At 59.2% G+C, this 18022-nt stretch carries 11 protein-coding genes; 2 read left to right on the top strand and 9 right to left on the bottom strand.

The genetic code is table 11. The features are described from left to right. Nucleotides 1-396 precede the first annotated feature (396 nt). The 9 genes from D5269_RS14240 to D5269_RS14200 all read right to left on the bottom strand — a co-directional run bounded on the left by D5269_RS14240 (nt 397) and on the right by D5269_RS14200 (nt 14839). Nucleotides 397-1464 (bottom strand): hypothetical protein, encoded by a 1068-nt coding sequence (locus tag D5269_RS14240; protein ID WP_120487325.1) that lies wholly within the window; start codon nt 1462-1464, stop codon nt 397-399. Between the two features lie 630 nt (nt 1465-2094). Then, nucleotides 2095-3843, bottom strand: a complete 1749-nt coding sequence (locus D5269_RS14235; protein ID WP_166545190.1) for a methyl-accepting chemotaxis protein — start codon at nt 3841-3843, stop codon at nt 2095-2097. A 430-nt stretch (nt 3844-4273) separates the two neighbouring features. Beyond that, on the bottom strand, nt 4274-6028 hold the full coding sequence (locus D5269_RS14230; RefSeq protein ID WP_166545189.1) for a methyl-accepting chemotaxis protein: 1755 nt from the start codon (nt 6026-6028) through the stop codon (nt 4274-4276). A gap of 199 nt (nt 6029-6227) precedes the next feature. Further along, nucleotides 6228-7520, bottom strand: coding sequence for an HDOD domain-containing protein (locus D5269_RS14225; RefSeq protein WP_016317927.1), 1293 nt, complete (start codon nt 7518-7520; stop codon nt 6228-6230). Nucleotides 7521-8420: 900 nt separating this feature from the next. Beyond that, nucleotides 8421-10493 carry a cell division FtsA domain-containing protein gene (locus D5269_RS14220; RefSeq protein WP_120486782.1) on the bottom strand — a complete coding sequence of 691 codons (2073 nt, stop codon included), beginning with the start codon at nt 10491-10493 and terminating at the stop codon, nt 8421-8423. Nucleotides 10494-10525: 32 nt separating this feature from the next. Then, nucleotides 10526-11137, bottom strand: coding sequence for a PilZ domain-containing protein (locus D5269_RS14215; protein ID WP_120486783.1), 612 nt, complete (start codon nt 11135-11137; stop codon nt 10526-10528). 35 nt (nt 11138-11172) lie between these two features. Next, a complete protein-coding gene (locus D5269_RS14210) occupies nt 11173-11796 on the bottom strand; it encodes a PilZ domain-containing protein (RefSeq protein WP_120486784.1) in 624 nt (207 codons plus the stop codon). A 1278-nt stretch (nt 11797-13074) separates the two neighbouring features. Next, nucleotides 13075-13422, bottom strand: coding sequence for an EscU/YscU/HrcU family type III secretion system export apparatus switch protein (locus D5269_RS14205; RefSeq protein ID WP_016317922.1), 348 nt, complete (start codon nt 13420-13422; stop codon nt 13075-13077). Beyond that, nucleotides 13409-14839, bottom strand: coding sequence for a hypothetical protein (locus tag D5269_RS14200; RefSeq protein ID WP_016317921.1), 1431 nt, complete (start codon nt 14837-14839; stop codon nt 13409-13411). The genes D5269_RS14205 and D5269_RS14200 overlap by 14 nt, the downstream gene beginning before the upstream one ends. Nucleotides 14840-15290: 451 nt before the next feature. Here D5269_RS14200 and D5269_RS14195 point away from each other — a divergent pair, with 451 nt between their 5' ends. Further along, a complete protein-coding gene (locus tag D5269_RS14195; RefSeq protein ID WP_016317920.1) occupies nt 15291-17387 on the top strand; it encodes a chemotaxis protein CheA in 2097 nt (698 codons plus the stop codon). A 2-nt stretch (nt 17388-17389) separates the two neighbouring features. Further along, entirely contained in the window at nt 17390-17878 is a 489-nt protein-coding gene (locus tag D5269_RS14190) for a chemotaxis protein CheW (protein ID WP_016317919.1), read from the top strand. Nucleotides 17879-18022: the final 144 nt, after the last annotated feature.

Here is an 18022-nt window from a genome sequence, read left to right as displayed (position 1 = left end):
ATGTGTGCTTTTTACCTTGCTTTTTGCACAAGCAAAAAACAAGCCGTCCGCCCGGACGGGACCGGGCATCCTGTGCCGTTCGCGGCACACCTCTCAAAAAGGTAAGGTACTGCACCGCTGTACATCTCCCACCATCGTCTGGGGGCATCCGAGGGTGCAAATCAGCCCTGAGCATGAGCGCTTGTCGGGGGGCGCGGGGTTCTTTAAGGGGCGTCGCCCCTTAAATGCACTTTTGGTTCCTTTTCGTGCATCCGAAAAGGGACCCGCCGCGCGGGGGCGGATACCCCGCATCCTCTGCCGCCGGAAGGCGGCATTCTTCTTTAAAAAGGCAATGTGCCGCGCAGCTGCACAGAAACAGTCCCCGCATTCCCTGCCGCCGGAAGGCGGCATCCCTATTTAGAGCTTGACCTCAACCGGTGAGATGATCCAGGTGCTGAGGGTGCGGGTACGGGTGACGAACGCATCCTCATTGCTGTCGTAGGAGAACTGGCCGGAAACATCGGTGATCTTGCCGCTGCTGTTCACATGATAAATATAGCAGTCCTCGGGCTGGATATCGCTGTCCTCGTAGAAGGGATTATAGAGACGCAGCGTGGCGCGGCTGGTCGCGTCGATGGTCGCAGGGGTGAACACCCGGATCACCGCGTCGGTATTCCGGAACTTCCGGAGCAGTTCGCCGCTCCATTTGGTGCTCATCTTGGCATAGAAACTGTCGGGATTGCTGCTCACATTGAAGAGCACGCTGGCGATCACGTCCTCGCCCTCGAAGAGGACTTCGTTGGTCTCGTTGGCAATCGGCTTGACCGTTTTACCCTGGTTCAGCCCGAGGGAGATGCTGGCATCTCCCCTGTCCTCGCGGTTTTTGACGAAGAATTCCACATCAATCGGCAGGCGCTCCCCCTGCGACATCGCGGAGGTGAACTTTGACCTTTGCCCATCCTTCGCGATGGTTGGCGGGGTGTGGCCGTAGCACATTTCGGGGATGCTGCGGCGGGCGGTAAAGTTCAGGCGGATCGAGACCTTGTACTCCTCGTCGTCCAGCAGCTCGTTGAGATCAACTGCAATGTAGGTATTGCGGGCGTATCCTGTGACCTCCTCGGTGTCCCAGACGCTGGTTCTTTTAAAGGTTTTGACCGGATATTTGATTTTTGAGTCCTTGGTGAGGATTTTCTCAACCAGCTTGACCGATTTGACCAGCTTGCCGTTTTTCTCCTTGCGGACGGTCATGCGGAAATAGTCCTCATCCTTGAGGTAGTCGCCCACGTTGTCGGGCAGCAGGAAATAGACGGTCTGGTTGGGCACGACCGCATCATCCGAGCGGTACTGGATTCCATTCTCCGAGATCGGCGGGCCACCCAGTACCTGAATGTCTTTTTCAGTCTGGTTGGCGGCGAAAGCGGTCAGGTTTCCCGAAACGGTCATCATCAATGCCGCAAATACGGCTGCAATTCTCTTTTTCATCATACAACGCTCCTTCTTCTGTGAACTGGTTGTTTCCTCTCTGTGTTTTCCATCGAAGCATCTGAAAAAATCCCTTTGATATTTTTCAGGTCCGCGGCGGGAACGCCGCGTGAGGCTGTTTACGCCTATCCCGCTTCAGGCTGTATAGTCGCCGGAGACCTGCCATTCAAAAATAAGCGCTTATTTTTGAATGGTTCGACTATATAGTGTGTGCAGAAGAGGAAAATACTGCATGGGGTGCTGTGATTTTCTAATAAAATAACCTGTTTTCCCCGCGAATGGGGACAGATTTTTCCCCCGCAGCAAAAAAACTTGTCCAGGAGCCGTTTGAAAAATCGGAATCAGCGCTTTTTTCGGGATTGTGGGATCCACCGCGGCCACTGTTCAGCGCCCAGGTTCCCCTCCGAAGGAGAGGGCCCCGGAAGCTCGCTCGGGGTACCGCTTTGGTATGGATTTAAAAGAGAAAACCCCCCGGGAAGGGCTGCGGAGAGGACCTGCGCAGCTGGGCCGGAGGATTTTTCAAAAAGGATGTATAAAAACACAAAGTCTTCCCCTCCGGGCAGTCATGTGGGAAACAACTGCCCGGGGGGGAAAAGCGGTAGAATACCTGTCGCACAGGATTCCGCTCAATTCTCAATACTTGGAATCGTCGAAATCAAGGCTGTCAGGGACATAGGAATAAGAGAGGCTGGAACTGTTGCCAGCAGAATACCCCTTGAGGGAGAACTGGCCGACCAGCCCTTTGAGGACGTTCGCCTGGCTGGAAAGCTCCTGGCTTGCCGCAGCGGACTGCTCGGAAGTTGCGGAGTTGGTCTGGACAACTGCGGAGATCTGGTCGATTCCCAGCGTGATCTGTTTGATCGCTTCGGCCTGGTCGTCGGTTGCCTGTGTAATCTGAGCCATCGAACTGGCGATCTGCTCGGCGTGTTCGACAACCTGCAAGAGCGACTGCTGGGTCGCGCCCGAGAACTCGTTGCCTTCCTCGACCGCCTTGAGCGAGCCTTCGATGAGGGTGGTCGTATTTTTAGCCGCTTCCGCGGATTTGCTGGCAAGGTTGCGCACCTCGTCCGCCACAACCGCAAAGCCCTTGCCCGCAGCGCCTGCGCGGGCCGCCTCGACTGCGGCATTGAGCGCGAGGATGTTTGTCTGGAACGCGATGTCCTCTATGGTTTTGATGATCTTGCCGATCTCGGAAGAGCTGGTGTTGATCTTCTCCATCGCGTGCATCATGTCGCCCATCTGCTGGTTGCAGCCGTCGATCGCGTCGCGGGTGGAGTCGATCAGATTGTTGACATCACGCGCATTGCTGGCAGTATTGGTGACCTGGCCGGAAAGCTCGTTGATGGTAGCGGCAAGCTCTTCAACCGAGCTTGCCTGCTCGGTAGCGCCCTGCGAGAGCGCCTGCGCGCCGCTCGAGACCTGCTCGGAACCGCTCGAGACCTGCTCGGCCGACTGGTTGATCTGCCCGAGGGTGTTGTTGAGCGCCTCAATGATCTGGTTTCCGGAAACGCGGATCGAAGCAAAATCGCCGAGATATTCCATATCCATCTCGGTGTTGAAGTTGCCGTCCGCCAGCATCTTGAGTTTGCCGCTGATATGCTTGACGTAATCCGAAAGGGTTGCCAGAACAAACCGCAGGTTTTCCGCCAGTTCGCCCAGCTCATCCTTCGACTGATAGGTAACAATCCCATGCAGGTCACCCTTAGCCATCCCTTTGACAGCCGCTTCCAGCTCAAAAATCGGGCGGGTGAGGTTGCGGGAGATGCTGATGGTGAGCAAAACCGTAAGGATCAGGCTGACGCCTGCCAATGTAAAGAGGATCGCCATGCAATATAGTTTTGTGACGCTTCCGGTGCGGTAATAGCTGTCAGCCACTGTGCTCGCCCCAGCGACCAGCTCGTCCAATGCGGTCTGATAGTTGGCGCAGGCGGTGCGATAGTCCCCCTGGATCATCGCGAGGATGGTATCCTTGTCTTCGGTCAGCATCATTTCCCGCAGCTTGTTGCGGGCGCTGATAGTGACAGAAGAGGTCTCCTCCACCTTCGTCAGGAGGGAGGGTTCTCCAACATAGCTTTCGCGGAGCTGGTTGAGGTTGGAAACCATGGTTTCGGCCTCTTTGTTTGCGTTGTCGAGGTAGCCCTGGATGGTGGCGTTATCCTTGCTTGCATATGCACGATACATGTCAAGCTGGATTTCTTTGGTGATTGCCTGCGCCTTGAGCGCATACTGAACCATTGGATAGGGTTTGTAATAGAAATCTTGCAGCCCATCTGCAACACTGGACAGGCCTATTGCACTTGCGATGACTGCGATGATATAAAGAACCATAACAGTCCCGAATCCGGTCAGGATTTTTGTCCTGACCTTTAGATTTTTGAACACCGGAAAACGCCTCCTTAGAGATTTAAAATTAGTAAGGTTTTCCCCGCAGGGAACCCACCGAAAACGAAATAAAAGAAACTCATATATCCCTTTTCGGCAGGTAAACGGAAAAAACAAGCGATATGCACAAAAAATATGAGGAAAATTTTTCAGCAAGAGTACGGGTAACAAAATACATAAAAAAGGCACAAAAAGGCAAAGAAAAAACCCAGAGGAGGAATTGGGGGACGCGACGGGAAGATGCGTCCCCCCCGACATAGCCTATGTCGGGCAACAAGGATACCCTGCGGCCTGGGGACATCCATCCCGTAATAGAATTTCCGGATGTCTGAGGGGCGCGATGTCTGTTGATTGGGGAAGCCGGCCCAGACGGTTTTCGGGCTGCTTCCTGATCCGGGCGGGAGGTCATCCCACCCGGATCAGATACGGATCAATATTTGGAATCGTCGAAATCAAAGCTATCGGGGACATACGAGTAAGAAAGCCCGTTGGCGCCACCCCCGGCAGCGGAACCGCCCTTGAGGGAGAACTGGCCGACCAGCCCTTTGAGGACGTTCGCCTGGCTGGAAAGCTCCTGGCTTGCCGCGGCAGATTGCTCGGCAGTTGCGGAGTTGGTCTGGACAACCGCGGAGATCTGGTCGATTCCGACCGTGACCTGCTTGATCGCCTCGGCCTGGTCATCCGAAGCCTTGGTAATCTTGTCCATCGCCTCAGCGACCTGCTCGGTATGCTGGACCACCTGCAGGAGCGACTGCTGGGTTGCATTTGAGAACTCGTTGCCTTCCTCGACCGCCTTGAGCGAGCCTTCGATCAAAGTGGTGGTATTCTTAGCCGCTTCCGCGGATTTGCTGGCAAGGTTGCGCACCTCGTCCGCCACAACCGCAAAGCCCTTGCCCGCAGCGCCTGCGCGGGCCGCCTCGACTGCGGCATTGAGCGCGAGGATGTTTGTCTGGAACGCGATGTCCTCTATGGTTTTGATGATCTTGCCGATCTCGGAAGAGCTGGTGTTGATCTTCTCCATCGCGTGCATCATGTCGCCCATCTGCTGGTTGCAGCCGTCGATCGCGTCGCGGGTGGAAGCCACAAGGTTGTTGACATCACGTGCATTGCTGGCCGTATTGTTGACCTGCCCGGAAAGCTCGTTGATGGTCGCGGCAAGCTCTTCGACCGAGCTTGCCTGCTCGGTAGCACCCTGTGAGAGCGCCTGCGCGCCGCTCGAGACCTGCTCGGAACCGCTTGCGACCTGCTCGGCCGACTGGTTGATCTGCCCGAGGGTGTTGTTGAGCGAGTCGATGATCTGGTTCCCGGAAGCCCGGATTGGTGCAAAGTCGCCCGCGTACTCCATCTCCATCTCGGTGTTGAGGTTGCCGCCCGCAATCATCCCCAGCTTGCCGCTGATGTCGTTGACATAAGCGGAGAGCGTATTCATAACCGTACGCAGGCTGTCGGCCAGCGAACCAAGCTCATCGCGTGAAGAATAGGTAACCGTTGCCTTCAGGTCGCCCTTGGAGAGCTTCTGCATCGCGCCTTCCAGCTCGATGATCGGGCGGGTCAGGCTCTTGGAGATATTCACAGTCAGCACCATCATGATCCCGACGCTTACAATCGCGAGGATCGAGAACAGCAGGATGCAGAAATTCCGGATGCTGATCCCTTCGTCATAGAACGAAACGGCCATCTGGTCACCATAAGCGATCAGAGCCTCCAGATCGTTCTGGAAGGTGTCGCAGGAGTTGCGGTAGTCATTCTGGATCGTTGCCAGCGCCTCGTCCTTTTTGCCCTGCTGAATCAGCTTGAGAGCGCGGTCGCGCGGCTCGGCAGTGGCAGCGATCGAGTTTTCAACCGCTACCAGGAGCTGCTGTTCGCCGATATGGGAAGCGCGCAGCTCGGCCATCGCCGCATCACGCGCACTCTTCTGGGCCTCAATCGCGGCGAGGGCGCTCTGAAGCCGCTCCGGGGTCTCCGCCACGAACGCGCGGTAAACATCGAGCTGCACCTCTTTCGTAACCGTCTGGCAGTCTGAAGCTGCCTTGACCATCGGGTAGGGGTTATGGTAAAACCGGTCCAGCGCGTTGGACACGCTGCTCAGGCTGACAACACCCACACAGATCGAAATGATATACATGATGATTGCCATTCCGAACCCGCTCAGGATTTTAGTCCTGATTTTCATGTTTTTGAACAAGACAAATTCCTCCTCTGGCTGAAAAAAAATTCCCACCTGCAAAAGGACAACCGTCACATCCCCTGCATACCTTGGCTATTAATTAATTATCGCTCATTTTTTGTAAAATGCAAGGGGTTTATGCAAAAAAAATGAAATTTTCAGTCAAAAACGAGGGCGGCGCCATCATAATGCATAAAAAGGGGTGCTGCCTATTGTGCTATTTGGAGGACATCTCCTGCTCGAGCGCTTCGGCGGCCTGTTCGGTTTCGGCCTGGCCGGGCTTGAGCAGGGTGCTCCAGATCGCGTTGACGCTCTCGACCGAGTCGAAATAGATCTGGGTGATAATGTTCATCGGCAGGCCGAGCAGCTCGGCGTAATGGGTCATCTGGCCCCAGTCCGCGCTCTCATAGCAGAGCACGAGCTGATAGAGGTAGCCGCATTTCCCCTCTTTGGTCAGCAGGGCTTCCTTGATCTCCTGCGCCACCGGCAGCTCCGCGAGCACCATGTCGAGCGGGAGCTCCATGAGCTGGTCAAGGGTGGAGAACATACCCAGCATATAGGCTTCAGCCGAAGAGATCGGCAGGCTTTCGATATGCTTTGCCAGCTCCTGGCAGAAGGTGGCGCGCAGGAAGGAGGTTTTGATCAGCTCCTCGGAGGTGCCGCCGCTCTCCTGCTTGAACGAGAGCAGGTAGATCCACTGCTTGAGCTGGCCGATGCCGAGGATGACCAGCGCCTGCTGGATCGACTTTGCCCGGTTGCGCAGGGCGAAATAAGCCGAGTTGACCAGCTTCATGAGCGAGAAGGCGAGCGCGACGTCGCGGGAGATGATCTGGGTGATCTCCTCCACATCCGGCTCGTCACGCGCAACGGCAACCATCAGCTGGAAGAAGTTGCTCTGCATGTGGTCCACCCGGTGCACCTTGGAGGCGGTCTGCTCGGCAACACAGGTGCCCTGTGTAAATTCGCAGGACAGCTCCTGCGCAAGGTCGCGGGCGGCCGGGGAGTTTACCTGGTAGGCAACCACCTGTTTGCCGAAGCTGTGCGCGATGTCCACAACATTTTTCAGCGAGGATTCGGAGAGCAGACCGTTGCCCACCCTGCCGAAATTGACCTTGACATAATCCACCGCGTCCATGATGCTGAAATAGCGCGGGGAGAATTCAAAGTCCCGGATGGCGAGTTTATACCCCTGCTTCTTGTAGCGGTAGATCATCTTCTGCGCCACCGGATGGATGATCGAGTTGTCCTCGATCTGGATGACCAGGCGGTCGGGCGAGAACATCTTCGGGATGTTCTTCATCAGCAGATTCGGGGTAAAGGTCAGGAACGCTGCCTTCCCGCCGAGGAAGCTCTCGCTGCTTAACTCGGTGAGGAACTCCTCGATTGCGTTGGCAACCCGGGAGTCCCGCTGCTGAAAGAGGGAGCTTTCGTCCTCCTTGTAGAGGATTTCGTAAGCAATCACCTGTTTGGAGCGGTCGAGTATCGGCTGACGGACAATATAGGTTTCCATAATCTGTGCCTCTCTTCATCAATTCTTGTGAACAATTTATACAGAACAGGAAAAATCCTGTATTCTCTATTATCCCAAGGCAACGCAAGTTTGGGTTCCAGGGCAGCATCCGTTTGGCCACCGGGCGCATGTTGTTTTGGGTTCCCGACCAAAACAACGCCCTTCGCTTCTCGGGCTTTCAGCCCGAAGCGCGCTTACGCGCGACGCTCGGGCAGGATGCGCCTCACGGGCGAGGGGTCAAAGGCAGCATCCGTTTGGCCCCAGACCAAACGGATAGGCGCTCGCGCCTTCCTCGGGTCTTCTCGGGCCTGCGGCCCGAAGCGCGGCATACGCCGCGACGACCCTGCGGGCTGCCTCACGGGCGATGGGTCAGCGACCCCTCCCCGTGTGCCCCACCCCGGCAAGCTGGCTGGCTCGGCCCGGTCGGGCACTGTGTAATGGGGTTTTGCGGCACGGCCCGGGTCGAGTGGGCGGGGCCTGTCTGGGCAAAAAACAGGTCGGGGCGGGCTGTGACATGCGTGTCTTTTCCGCCCAGCCAAAGGCGGGCACCCTTCCGGGGGTTCCATAAGGGGGCTTCCCCCTTATGTGCACTTTTGGTCCCTTTTCGTGCATCCGAAAAGGGACCCGCCGCGCGGGGGCGGATACCCCGCATCCCGGTGCCGCTCGCGGCACACCTCTTAAAAAGGCAAGGTGCTGCGCAGCTGCACAAAAAGAGCCACTACCCCGGACGGGACCGGGCATCCTCTGCCGCTCGCGGCACACCTCTTAAAATAAAGTAACGTGCTGCACCGCTGCACAGAAAGAGTCCCCGCGCGGGGGCGGATACCCCGCATCCCGGTGCCGCTTACGGCACACCTCTTAAAAAGGCAAGGTGCCGCGCAGCTGCACAAAAAAGCAAGACTACCTTTTCCAATAGACCTCGATCTGGTCGCCGGTGAGGACCGGTTCAATATAGGAAGCGGGGCGGCCGTTGCGGCTGACAACAAGGTCCCCCTGGGGCCTGGACGGGTCGATCTCGACGAAATTGAGCACATCGAAAAACTGCACCGGGGACCCGTCCGGTTTCGGAGGAAGCTCACACGGCTCCCCGTTCAGGATGATCTGCACCGGGCCGCGCCGGACCGCCGGGGGTTCGGGTTCGGGTGCGACAGGCTGTCCAACCGGGACCTGCCGGTGCGCCGGGGCAGGCTCCGGGATGGCGGACGCCCCGCCGAGCAGCTGGATGTCGTCGCCCGGCCGGAGGCGGTAGGTTTCGGGATGCTCACACGGCTCCCCGTTGACAGTCAGCAGCGCGAGGTCGGGGATGATCCCCTGGGTTTCGAACAGGTCCGCAAGGGTGAATACCCGGCAGGTTTCGATGACGTCGGAATCGTGGATCACGCTGTCGCCGGTGAGCGCTTCCCCGCCGCAGAGTGCGCTGACGCCTGCCGGGCAGGGTTCCCCGTCGAGCAGGACCTCGAACGCTTCCCAGCCGCCGAGGATATCGCGCAGGAGCGGTGCGGCGTCCTCTCCGTTGACCGCAGGGGTAAACTTGATCTCGTCGCCCGGCTGGAGCGGGGTTGTGATGTTGGCGGGCCGGCCGTTGACCTCAAAGGCCGCAAGCGTGGGCATACCGCCGCGGACGATCTGCCGTTCCCCGTCGAGCGCGAAGGTGGCGTTCCTGCCCGACCGCCCCATGATCTGGCTGTACTGGTAGCCGCCGCGCAGCAGGGCTTCGAGCACATTGGAGGAGCCTGCGCCGAGCATCCGGACCCGCTCGCCGTTGAGCACGACCGAAAGCTCCTCCTTGCCGGAAGCGGTCATAGCGGTGATGGCAATGCCGATGGGGGTGGCGTACTCGGCGCTGACATACTGCGGCTCGGTATCCACCATCCGTTTCATATAGTTGTTGCCGCCGATGGCGACTTTTTTCTCGTCCACGCCCAGCCCCTGGGCAACCAGCCTGCAAAGGCCGGGGGTGCGGCTGCCGCCGCCCACCATAAAGACTGCCATAGGCGGGCCGCCGTTGGCGTCGAGGATGCTGCGGCTGATCTCGCCGGCCAGCTCTTCGACCGCGGGATGTATCTTTTCCAGCAGCTCGTCGCAGGGGATGCTGTTTTCAAACCCGAGGATGTCGCAATAGGTGATCGTCTGCCGGCCCTCGCTGGCCTGCCGCTTGATCTCCTCGGCGACCTGGAAGTCCACAAGCAAGGTGCGCATCACGCTTTCGGTGATCTCGTCGCCCGCGACGGTGGCCATCGTATAGGCGCAGACGCTGCCGCCGTTGGCGATAGCGATATCCGAAGTGCCGGCGCCCACATCGACCAGCGCGACATTGAGCAGCCGCAGCTCCTGCGGGATCACCGCATTGATCGCGGCGATCGGCTCGAGGGTGACGCTGGCAATGCTCAGCCCGATCTTTGACATGGTGGCGTACAGGCTTTCGACCACCTCGCCGGGGAGGAAGGTGCCGATCAGCTCGACAGTGGCCTTGCGGCCGCGGTGGCCGAGCAGGGTGGAAAAGGTGTAGCCGTCCAGCGTATAGCGGATCACCGAGTGGCCGACACAGTAATAGGAAAGCAGGTCCCCATCCGAATCGCCGAGCAGCTCCTCATACGCCTGCTGCAAGGCGCGGCTTTCCAGCCGGGAGAGCTGCCGCTGGTCCACAGGCTGTTTGTCGTCCAGCTCGATCTCGCAAACCGCGCGGCGGGTCTTGAGCACCCTTCCTGCCGCCGCGACATAAACGTCCTTGAACGGGAAGCCGAGCTCCTGTTCCATCCGTTCTTTGACCTGCCCGGCAATGCGGGCGGTCTGCTCGATGTTTTCGATCTGCCCGTCGACCACAGCGCGTTCGCTGTGCTCCTGCGCGTCGACCTTTAAAACCTTGAGCAGCGGGCCTTCCACCCTGCCTGCCACGCCGATGACGCTGCGGGTGCCGATATCGAGCGCGAAGATGAGCCGTCCGTCGCCGCGGACGGGGAAAGCATCTGCCATATTGAACCATCCTTCCCTGCGCAAACGTCCATTCAGTGGGCGCGTCCGCGCTGCATGCTGAAGATGAAATTGGAGAGCTGATCCTCCAGCCAGTCGGGCATTTCGGCGAAGTCGGCGCCGTAAGCCATGCCGCCGTCCAGCCGCTGGCCGCGCAGGATCACTGCGTGCAGCTCCTCCCCATCCCCGGAGAAAAACGAGGTATCGAGCCGGATGGCGGTTTCGGGGAGGAATATTTTTTCAGAGCGGAAGAGCACGCCGCCCACGCTGAGGTTGCGGACCACCACCGGGATCGGGTCCGGCCGGGCGAACAGGCCCTCCTGGCGGATTTCCCCCGGGATGTTGACATCCACCCGGAAAAACCGCCGCTGGCCGTATTCTTTGACATTGTTGATGCCATGCAGGGTGAGGAGGCTCCCGCCCACCTCGACCACATTGCCGGCCAGGACCGAAAAACTGCCGTCCGGCGCGGTAGCAGTCAGCTTGAGCTTGGTACCCGCCGCGAGATCGGGCGGGAAATCGAACGGCGCCTGAATCCGAAGGGCCTCCCCCTCGGCCGCGACCACCTGCCCGATCGAAACCGGGGCGTTATCCATCTGTTTGAGTTCGCAGGCAAGGCCGTTCAGCTGATCCAGTTGCATTGCCATTGCAAAAGGCTCCTTTCTGATCCTGCGGCGGGGCGCTAGTTGGTGCGCACCCGCCTGCGCTGCATACTGAAGATGAAATTGCAGAGCTGGTCCTCCTGCCAGTCGGGCAGGTCGACGAAATCGGCTCCATAGGCCATGCCGTCGTTGAACTTCTGCCCGCGCAGGATCACCGCCTGAAGGTCCTCGCCCTCGCGGGAAAAGAACGAGGTGTCGAGCCAGACGGATGTTTCGGCGGAAAAAATCCGGTCGGTGCGGAAAAGCATACCGCTCAGGCTGATGTTGCGGATCACCACCGGGAGCGCTTCCCGTTTGCCCTCCCCCCCGGGGGCAGACATGTAAACCTTCCCGTTGATGGTGGTATCCACCCGGTAAAACCGGCGCTTGGTATACTCCTTAACATTGTTGATGCCGTGCAGGGAGAGGCGCGCCCCCTCCACCTCGACCACATGGCCGACCAGCATCGAAAAGCTGCCGTTCGGCTCGGTGGCAATCATCTTGAGCTTGGTGCCGTACTCAAGGTCAGAAGGGAAGTCAAATGGTGCCTGAATCTGAAGAATGTCCTCATTTACGTCGATTACCTGTCCCATGGAAACCGGGTCATTGTTCATCTTTTTCAGTTCGCAGGAAAGCCCCTGGAACCGATCCAGCTGCATCGCCATTTCGTGGCCCCTTTCTTACATCAATGATAATAGTATATTTGCGGGGATTTTTCAAGCATCCCCGGGTAAAAAATGCAAAAAGCACTTTTTTCAGAGCTTATTTTCCCCGCCCCGGAAGGAAAACCAGGCTGCCCCTGCTGAGGGACCATTCGCCCAAAAAGCCACCCCTGCACGCATAAAGCGGCGCAAAGGTGGTTTTTCTAATGCGGCTGCGCAGCATTTTGGGTTCCGGGGCAGCATCCGTTTGGCGCCAGACCAAACGGATAGGCGCTTGCGCCTTCCTCAAAGGTGCGCGGCGTTTTGGGTTCCGGGGCAGCATCCGTTTGGCCCCGGACCAAACGGATAGGCGCTCGCGCCTTCCTCAAAGGTGCGCGGCGTTTTGGGTTCCGGGGCAGCATCCGTTTGGCCCCGGACCAAACGGATAGGCGCTCGCGCCTTCCTCGGGTCTTCTCGGGCCTGCGGCCCGAAGCGCGGCATCCGCCGCGACGACCCTGCGGGCTGCCTCACGGGCGAGGGGTCAGCGACCCCTCCCCGTGTGCCCCTCCCCGGCAAGCTGGCTGGCTCGGCCCGGTCGGGCACTGTGCAGAGGGGTTTTGCGGCGCGGCTTAGGTCGAGTGGGCGTGGTCTGTCTGGACAAAAAACAGGTCGGGGCGGGCTGTGACATGCGTGTCTTTTCCGCCCAGCCAAAGGCGGGCACCCTTCCGGGGGATACATAAGGGGGGTGGGGCGCATGTTGTTTTGGAATCCCGACCAAAACAACGCCCATCGCTTCTCGGGCTTTCAGCCCGAAGCGCGCTTACGCGCGACGCTCGGGCAGGATGCGCCTCACGGGTTAGGGGTCAGCGACCCCTCCCCGTGTGCCCCTCCCCGGCAAGCTGGGAAGCTCGGCCCGATCGGGCACTGTGCAGAGGGGTTTTGCGGCACAGCCCGGGTCGAGTGGGCGGGGCCTGTCTGGGCAAAAAACAGGTCGGGGCGGGCTGTGACATGCGTGTCCCTTCCGCCCAGCCAAAGGCGGGCACCCTTCCGGGGGATACATAAGGGGGGCCCCCTTATGTGTGCTTTTTATCTTGCTTTTTGCACAAGCAAAAAGCAAGCCGTCCGCCCGGACGGGACCGGGCATCCTGTGCCGCTCGCGGCACACTGATCAAAAAGGCAAGGTGCTGCGCAGCTGCACAAAAAGAGCCACTACCCCGGACGGGACCGGGCATCTCCTGCCGCTGGCAAGCGGCACACCTCTAAAAAGGTAAGGTGCTGCACCGCTGCACAAAAAAGCGAAAGCTAATCTTCACCGCCAAACAGGCTGGCGCCGAGCACCTTCATAGCGCTGCTGCCGGGGCTGGTATTCTTGATTTTTTTGGAGGTGGCGAGCAGCTGGACATAGATCGCCGCGACCACCTGATAAAGCTCCTCGGGGATATTCGAGCCGATCTCGAGCATACAGAGCAGGGAAACAGCGCTATCGTCGCGGAAAACGGGGATCCCCTGCTTTTCGGCAACGGTGACAATCTTTTCGGCGATCTCCCCATAGCCCGAGGCAATGACGATCGGGGAAGGGTCCTCCTCCATATTATATTTCAGTGCGACCGCCTTATTGCGCTTGTCGCGGTTGGCTTTAGACCTTGACATCTACGCCCGTCCTCCTGTAAGGCAGCGAGCGGAACACGTCCATCAGCGAACGCGGGCGCTCGAGCCGGTTGAACTGAATCTCGCCGAACCGGTAGTCCAGCCCCCGCAGGCACTGGGAAAGGTCGGCCTGGGCCGCCGTATATTCCTGCAAATACCCCGGCGGGCAGAAGAGCGAAAGGTCGATCACCTTTTCGCGGACATAAAGCTCCATCTCAAACCGCCCGATGTCGCTGATGTCAAAGACCAGCAGCATATGCAGGCATTTGCCGCCCCTGCCGCGGTTCTGGCGGTCGTCCTCCTCGCCGTTCTGGTTGATCCAGATCTCGGCGAACGAGCGGATGTCCTCGTACTGCACCGGCACCACAAAATGCAGGAGCGGCGTGAAGTTGCAGGGGGAGGAGAGCAGGCTGCGCAGGATCTTTTCCACCTTCTCGGGGTTTAAAAGCATCAGCTCATCCGAATCCGGCCTGCGGCCGAGCAGGCGCGCGATCACGTCCATGACCGACTTCTCCCCCGCCTGTTTTTGCAGCGCGGCGGCGGAATCCTCCTGCTGCCCGCCGGAGAAATACTGGTTGAGATATTCCACAAACTGGTCCCGCGCCTGCTCCCCGCGCAGCTGCGAAAGGACCATCGCGGTCGATTCCTGGATGAACATGGGGTTGTCGTTGTAGCGCGAGAGGTTGTAGGTGGCAATCGAAAGCACCTTTGCCAGCTTGGGCGAAAAGAGGATGCTGTCCTCCACCTCTTTGAAAAGGGCGAGCGCGCCGCGCTTGAGGTTGTCAAAATTCTGCATGGCCCCCGGCTGGCGGAACCGCTGGGCAAGCCGCATCAGCCGCTCGGAGATCGAATGGCTGCTCGCCAGGCTTTCCGAGAGGAATTCCAGGCTGTTTGCCACCGATTCGAGCATCGCGCCGCGGGAGCCATGCTGGTTGAGCGCCTTGAGGAAGCTCACGACCGAGGCGCGCAGGTCGCGCTGGTCGGGGTATTTCCCCAGCAGCTCGCGCAGGAAATCGAACATCTCCCCCTTGAAAACGGTGGTGATCTGCTCCTGCCGCAGCATCTCGGGCGCGATCTCCTCCTGTGAAACAAACATCTGGTCGAAAAGCTGCTGGATCTCCTTGGTAAACGTCTCGTTGTTGACCGGCAGCAGCTTGATCAGCTCCTGCATGAGGTAGAGGTTTTTCAGCGAGCTGGCGGCGACCGAAGGGTCCTTGAGCAGGCTCAGGAGCATCTCGGAGGTGCCCTCCTGCTGGTTCAGGCCGTTGTTCTGGGCGAGGATTTCCTCCTGTGTCGCCGGCTTGACCACCCGGTTGACATTGTGGATGTCAAACTGCGTGTTGACGTCGGCCGGCCTTTTCGGGTCCATCGGCTGCGACTTGTTGATCAACGGGGTTGTAATTTTCAGTATATCTGCCACTGACCCGAAGCCTCCCAGCCTTTCAGAAATTTCGGAAAATATGAGGCCCAGCCCACGCCCTTTGGCCCCCGCAGGGCCTGCGGAAGGTGTTCTGAAGCCCTCATATTAGTGATTATCGAACAAAATGTGAAAAACACAAGCTTTTCACTTTAGTTTTTTTTTAAGTGGTCGAATAGTTTATACAGAGTTGTGATTATCCTTATCGCACGGGTGGGGGTATTCACACTCTGTCACGTCCCGTACCGGGCCCGGGAATGCCGCGCAGGGAAACGTCGGCATTCCGCGGACAGGCCGCCCCTGGTAGGAGACAGGGGCGGCCGCCGGCACGTCCCCAATACGGCAACCGCCGGGTAGATGCGGGTCGGCCATGCCCGCGGCTGCACCGGGAAGGGGTTCCCTGTCCCGGCCGGAAAGCATGGCTGAATTTTTATAGGATAGCAGGTGAGCGAATATGCCGATTGACCCTAGTATGGAACCGATGCTGGAAGTCTTTATTTACGAAACGACCACGCTACTCGACCAGCTCGACGAGATTCTGCTTGACTCCGAAAAGTCAAAATGCTTCAACTCCGATAATATTGACGCAATCTTCCGGATCATGCATACGATCAAAGGCTCTGCCGCAATGATGGATTTCAAAGGGATCTCCACCCTTGCCCATGCGGTGGAGGATGTGTTCTACATCATCCGCGAGGATACCAGCCGGATGGACCGCGTCTCGGAGGCGATTTTTGAACTGGTGTTCCAGTCCTCCGACTTTTTCAAGGAGCAGATCGAAGAGGTGCAGAACGACCACGACGCCACCGGCGACCCCACTTCCCTGATCAACCAGCTCGAACGGCTGGCCGCGGTGATGCAGGGCAAGGACACGCCCGAAGAGCCGGGCGGCCCGGCCCAGGCAGCAGCGCCGGCGGAGCAGGCGCCCCCGGCGGACGGCTTCTGCCGGATCCGGGTGCACTTTGAGGACGGCTGCCAGATGGAAAACATCCGCGCATTCATGCTGATGAGCCAGCTCAAGGACCTCTGTGAGGAGATCACCTCCGACCCGGCCAACCCCGAAAGCGACGCCGGCCTCTGTTCGGAGATCATCAAAAACGGCTTCCTCGTGATCTGCAAGCCCTCGGTCCCGCTTGAGGAGCTTTATCAGGTCATCGAAAACGCGGTGAACGTCTCGTCCTACGAGCCGATCGAGCCGGCCCAGCCCGCGCCGGAAGCCGCGCCCGCACCCACAGCCAGCGAGCCGGAACCCGCGCCGGCGCCGGCCCCGGTGCAGCAGGCCGAAAAGCCGCAGCAGGCCCCCCCGCCCAAACAGCCGGCACAACAGCCCGCGGGGACAACGCCGGGCCTGCCCAAGGCCAAGCAGAGCCTTGTGAGCGTCAACCAGACCAAGCTCGACCAGCTGATGGACCTCGTGGGCGAGCTGGTGACCACCGAGTCGATGGTTGCGAGCAACCCCGACCTGCGCGGGCTTCAGCTCGACAACTTCAACAAATCCACCCGCGAGCTGCGCAAGCTCACCGACGAGCTCCAGGACATCGTCATGTCGATCCGGATGGTCCCGCTTTCGGGCGTGTTCCAGAAGATGGCGCGCCTCGTGCGGGATATGAGCAAGAAGCTAGGCAAGGAAGTGGAATTTGTCACAGCGGGCGGCGAGACCGAGGTGGACAAAACGATCAACGAAGCGATCGGCGACCCGTTCATGCACATGATCCGGAACTCGATGGACCATGGCATCGAGCCGACCGAGGAGCGGATTGCGGCGGGCAAGCCCGCGGTGGGCCGCGTCTCGATGGAGGCCAAGAACGTGGGCGGCGAGATCGTGATTATCATTTCGGACGATGGCGGCGGGCTGGATACCGAACGGATCATGCGCAAGGCGCGTGAAAGCGGCCTGCTCACCAAGCCCGAGAGCGAGTATACCGACCGCGAGATCTTCGGGATGATCATGCTGCCCGGGTTCTCCACCAACCAGGAGGTCACCGAGTATTCGGGGCGCGGCGTCGGGATGGACGTTGTGCGCCAGAACATCGAGAAGATCGGCGGCAGCCTGACGATCGACAGCAAGCGCGGCGAAGGCTCGACCTTCACCATCAAGATCCCGCTGACGCTGGCCATCGTGGACGGCATGGAGCTCCAGGTGGGCGACACGACCTACACCATGTCGATCACCTCGATCCAGCAGAGCTTCAAGGTTTCGGAGGATGTGCGCATCCTTTATAATACCGACGACACCGAAATGGTCATGATCCGCGGCGAATGCTTCCCGCTGATCCGCCTGCACCAGCTTTTCGACGCGCCCACCGAGGTGACCAAGCTGGAGGATGGCATCCTGCTGCTGATCGAATCGGGAGAAAACAAGGCGTGTATCTTTGCGGACGCGCTGCTCGGGGAGCAGCAGGTGGTTGTCAAACCGTTCCCGAACTTCCTGAACAAATACTCGGTCAAAAAGATCGGGCTTTCGGGCTGCACCATCCTCGGCGATGGCAGCATCAGCCTGATCCTTGACGCCAATAACCTGCTCAACCTGAGCAAAGAGAGGAGAATGTGACGATGGCTGCCCAAGCGACAACAGCGGCGAACACCGCCGAACGGCTGGATGACCTGCACGGCCGCTATCTGACCTTCCATATGGGGAAGATCGTCTACGGGATCGAGCTGGCGCACGTGCTGGACATCGTGAATGTGCCGATGATTACCCGGGTCCCCGGCCTGCCCAATTATATCAAGGGGATTATCAACCTGCGCGGCAAGGTCGCGCCGGTGATCGATGTGCGCCTCAAGTTCAACCAGCCGGAGCGCGCCTACGACGACAAAACCTGCATCATCGTGGTCTCTATCCGGGACATGAAGGTGGGGCTGATCGTCGACAGCGTGGTCGAGGTGCTCACCATCGACGATTCCGAAAGCTCTCCCCCGCCCGATCTCGGGATCAACAGCTCGGATAAATATTTGAAGTCGATCGCCAAGGTCGAGGGCCGCGGCGTCATCATGAATATCGACTGCGAGAAGTTTTTCCAAAACGATCTGAACCCATTCTAGGCAACGGAAGTTTGGGTTCCAGACCAAACTTCCGGGGCGCAAGCGCCCCCCTCGGGGGACTTCTCGGGCCTTTGGCCCGGACTGCGAGCCGCAGCGAGCGTTTCGAGGCCAACCGCCGCAGGCGGCTCTTAGGCCGAGATCGCG

Source organism: Anaerotruncus sp. 1XD42-93, from assembly GCF_009917605.1.
In the GTDB taxonomy this organism is placed as follows: domain Bacteria; phylum Bacillota; class Clostridia; order Oscillospirales; family Ruminococcaceae; genus Anaerotruncus.
The sequence above is the reverse complement of the archived record's forward strand: the minus strand, read 5'-3'. Positions and strand labels throughout refer to the sequence as shown.